Source organism: Burkholderia sp. RF7-non_BP4 (genome assembly GCF_001521935.1).
Lineage (GTDB): Bacteria > Pseudomonadota > Gammaproteobacteria > Burkholderiales > Burkholderiaceae > Burkholderia > Burkholderia diffusa.
The window spans coordinates 1-3,088 of record NZ_LOTA01000003.1; the positions used below are offsets into that span (position 1 = coordinate 1).

At 63.2% G+C, this 3,088-nt stretch carries 4 protein-coding genes; all 4 read right to left on the minus strand.

The genetic code is table 11. The annotated features are described in order from the left end of the window. Nucleotides 1-39: 39 nt before the first annotated feature. Genes WS49_RS02135 through tnpA form a run of 4 tightly spaced genes read right to left on the minus strand, consistent with a single transcriptional unit; the run spans nucleotide 40 to nucleotide 3,020 of the window. Nucleotides 40-636 carry a plasmid pRiA4b ORF-3 family protein gene (locus WS49_RS02135; protein ID WP_059524049.1) on the minus strand — a complete coding sequence of 199 codons (597 nt, stop codon included), beginning with the start codon at nucleotides 634-636 and terminating at the stop codon, nucleotides 40-42. A gap of 40 nt (nucleotides 637-676) precedes the next feature. Beyond that, the gene (tnpC, locus tag WS49_RS02140) at nucleotides 677-2,239 is read right to left on the minus strand and encodes an IS66 family transposase (protein ID WP_059524051.1); all 1,563 of its coding nucleotides are present in this window, start codon (nucleotides 2,237-2,239) and stop codon (nucleotides 677-679) included. Nucleotides 2,240-2,268: 29 nt separating this feature from the next. Further along, the gene (gene tnpB, locus WS49_RS02145) at nucleotides 2,269-2,616 is read right to left on the minus strand and encodes an IS66 family insertion sequence element accessory protein TnpB (protein ID WP_006764055.1); all 348 of its coding nucleotides are present in this window, start codon (nucleotides 2,614-2,616) and stop codon (nucleotides 2,269-2,271) included. Next, nucleotides 2,613-3,020 (minus strand): IS66-like element accessory protein TnpA, encoded by a 408-nt coding sequence (tnpA, locus tag WS49_RS02150; RefSeq protein WP_059524053.1) that lies wholly within the window; start codon nucleotides 3,018-3,020, stop codon nucleotides 2,613-2,615. Before tnpA ends, tnpB begins: the two co-directional genes overlap by 4 nt. Nucleotides 3,021-3,088: the final 68 nt, after the last annotated feature.

Below are 3,088 nucleotides of genomic sequence, written 5' to 3' on the forward strand. Positions count from 1 at the left end.
AGCGTAAGCGTGGAGCCGATACCGTGTTGACGGCGTGAGTTACCGGTTTCCCCAACGATTGGAAGCCATGCGTAGCAGCGTGGCATTGGCAGCACGCAGATCGAACAGTTCTGCGTCGAAGCCGGGGCCGACCCAGTTTCGGTAATGGTCAGCTTCTTCGCTATTCGGATCGTTGCATAGCGCGCTCAGGAACGCTTCGTAGCCATGCGGGCCGCCCACATCCTCTGGCGGGCACGCGCGAGCACCATCAATGACCTGGGCCGCGCCCCACGGTTCGCTCTCAATGGTTTCCACTTTCTCAACGACGATGGCGTGATCCCAGCCGTCTCCGAAGTCGTACCGGTAGAGGAAGCGCGAGCCAGGTTTCAGGACCTTCTGCAGTCGAACCTTCCGGTCATCGGCGCTCGTGCCCGGGTCGGCGAAGTCCAGCACGTCGTCGACCTCGAACATGGCGTAGGTCATGCCGTCGATCAGGAAGTCGTGCAGGTGGGTGTCTTCCCAGCCGAAGGCCGCCTGCAGGATATGGTGCAGCTTGCGCAGCGACTCGGTTCCTTCGACCTCGATCCTGCGCCAGATGGGCGGCTCGATGTGTTGAAGCTGCACGTGCAGGGTAAAGCGCTGGAACGATTTCGCCATCTGATCTCCGGGTGAACGGGAAGCCAGCGGCATTATCGCCTTACGATGCCAGGGTGGTCATGTTCCAGGGCAGCAGGTCTTCGACCCGGTTGATCGGATGGTCTGCAATGCGCGTGAGCACGGTGCGCAGATACGCCTCAGGATCGATGCCGTTGAGCTTGGCCGTACCGATCAGACTGTAGATCGCCGCCGCACGCTCGCCACCTGAGTCCGCACCGGCGAACAGGTAGTTCCGGCGCCCGATCGCCACCCCGCGCAACGCGCGCTCAACTGGCAGGTTATCGATTTCCAGACGCCCGTCGTCACAGTAGCGCGTGAGCGCTTCCCACCGGTTCAGCGCATAGAGAATCGCCCGACTCGTGTCGGATTTGCGCGAGAGCGTTTCCAGCGTGGCACTCAGCCACGCATGGAGCTGATCGAGCAAGGGCCTGCTATGTGTTTGCCGGTACGCCTGTCGCTCATCGGGCGGCTTGCCCCGGATCGCTTCCTCGATCTTGTACAACGCGCCGATACGCTCCAGCGCCTCGGTGTTCAAGGCATTCGGGCGTGCGGCGTGCAGTTCGTAGAACTGTCGCCGAGCATGTGCCCAGCAAGCTGCTTCGGCTACCCGCCCGGTTTCGTAAATCGCCTGATATCCGCCGTAGGCATCCGCCTGCAGCGTGCCGTTGAACGATTCGAGATGCTGCTGCGGATGGACGCCCTTGCGGTCGGCCGTATAGGCGAACCAGACGGCCGGCGGCGTCATGTCGCCCGAGTTCCGGTCGTCGCGCACGTAGACCCACAGCCGTCCGGTCTTGGTCTTGCCATTGCCCGGCGCAAGCACCGGCACCGGCGTATCGTCGGCATGCAGCTTGGTGGCCGCCATGATGTGCCGGCGTAAGGCGTCGACCAGAGGTTGCATCAGGCTCGCACCATGACCCACCCATTTCGCCAGCAGCGAGCGATCCAGATCGACACCCTCACGCGCATAGATCGCCGACTGGCGGTACAGCGGTAGATGGTCCGCGAACTTCGAGACCAGCACATGAGCTAGCAAGCCCGGACCAGCCAGGCCGCGCTCGATGGGGCGGCTCGGCGCAGCAGCTTGTGCGATGTGGTCGCAGCACGTGCATGCCAGTTTCGGGCGCACATGGCGGATCACGTGGAAGCTGGCCGGTACATATTCCAGCTGCTCGGAGATGTCCTCGCCGAGTTGCTTCATGGGGCCGCCGCACGCCGCGCAGGTTTCGCCCGATTCTGGCCAGTACGTCAGGATCTCGCGTGGCAGATGCTCGGGGAGCGGTTTGCGCGGCGCTTGTCCCGGTGCGGTACGCGGCGTCTTCGGAATCTCGATGGGGGCAGCGCCTTCGTCGGCCTCGAGCTCTTCCAGTCGCAACTCGAGCTGCTCGATCTGACGGTCGAGCTTCTCGGAGCTCCGGCCGAACTGCATGCGGCGCAGTTTCGCGATCAGCAGCTTCAGATGCTCGATCTCGGCCTTGGCGGTGGCGTTCGCCGCCTTGTGCGATTCGACCACATCTTCCAGATGCCCAATGCGGGCATCGCGCTCAAGCAGCATGGCCTTGAGCGCTTCGATGTCGTCCGGATAGACGTTTGCCGTGGTCATGCAGGCAGTCTACGCGGCGGCCGGCAGGTTTACAACGCCGAGGTCGGCTCCGCCGTGCGGACTGGTTGCCGCCAGTCGATACCTTCGAGCAGCATCGACAGTTGCGCCTGGCTCAGGCACACCACGCCACCATCGGCACGTGGCCACACGAACCGACCGCGCTCCAGGCGTTTCATCAGCAGACACATGCCGTCGCCGCTCCACCACAACACTTTGACCAGATCGCCACGCTTGCCACGGAACACGAACACGTGGCCGCTGAACGGGTCTCGCTCCAGCACGGTCTGGACCTTGGCTGCCAAGCTATTGAAGCCCGAGCGCATGTCGGTCACGCCCGCGGCCAGCCAGATCTTCGTGTGGCTGGGTAGTCCGATCATGCTGTCGGTCCCGACGTGCCGCGCAACATACGGAGCACCAGCAACAGCGTGGCTTCATGTGGCGAGCCTTCGATGCGCACTCGGGTGTTGCCTACGCTGATCTCGATGGCGCCCGCCGGAGCGGCACTGGCGACCGGCGCCGGGGCCGGTTGCTCGATCTCTTGCGCCGGTGCCTCCACGGTCACGGGCAGCAAATCCACCGAATCGTATTCGCCGCCACGCAATGCTCGACGCCATTTGAACACAAGGTTCGGATTCACCCCATGCTCCATCGCCAGACGCGCCACCGATACGTCCGGCTCGCAGGCCAGCTTGGCCAAATGCCGTCGAAATTCGATCGGGTGATTCGGGATGCCTTTGCGTGAAGTTCTCTTCGGCGTATCTGTTGCCACTTTGGTCCCCACTACTTTGGTGGGGACTACTCTGGCAACTTCCTTTCACATCGTCGAGACGGTGCTGGGGACACGCTTAC

Bases quoted from the DNA above. Each gene is read 5' to 3' on its own strand.
- WS49_RS02135 (WP_059524049.1), bottom strand. From the start codon at position 636: ATGGCGAAATCGTTCCAGCGCTTTACCCTGCACGTGCAGCTTCAACAC.
- tnpC (WP_059524051.1), bottom strand. From the start codon at position 2,239: ATGACCACGGCAAACGTCTATCCGGACGACATCGAAGCGCTCAAGGCC.
- tnpB (WP_006764055.1), bottom strand. From the start codon at position 2,616: ATGATCGGACTACCCAGCCACACGAAGATCTGGCTGGCCGCGGGCGTG.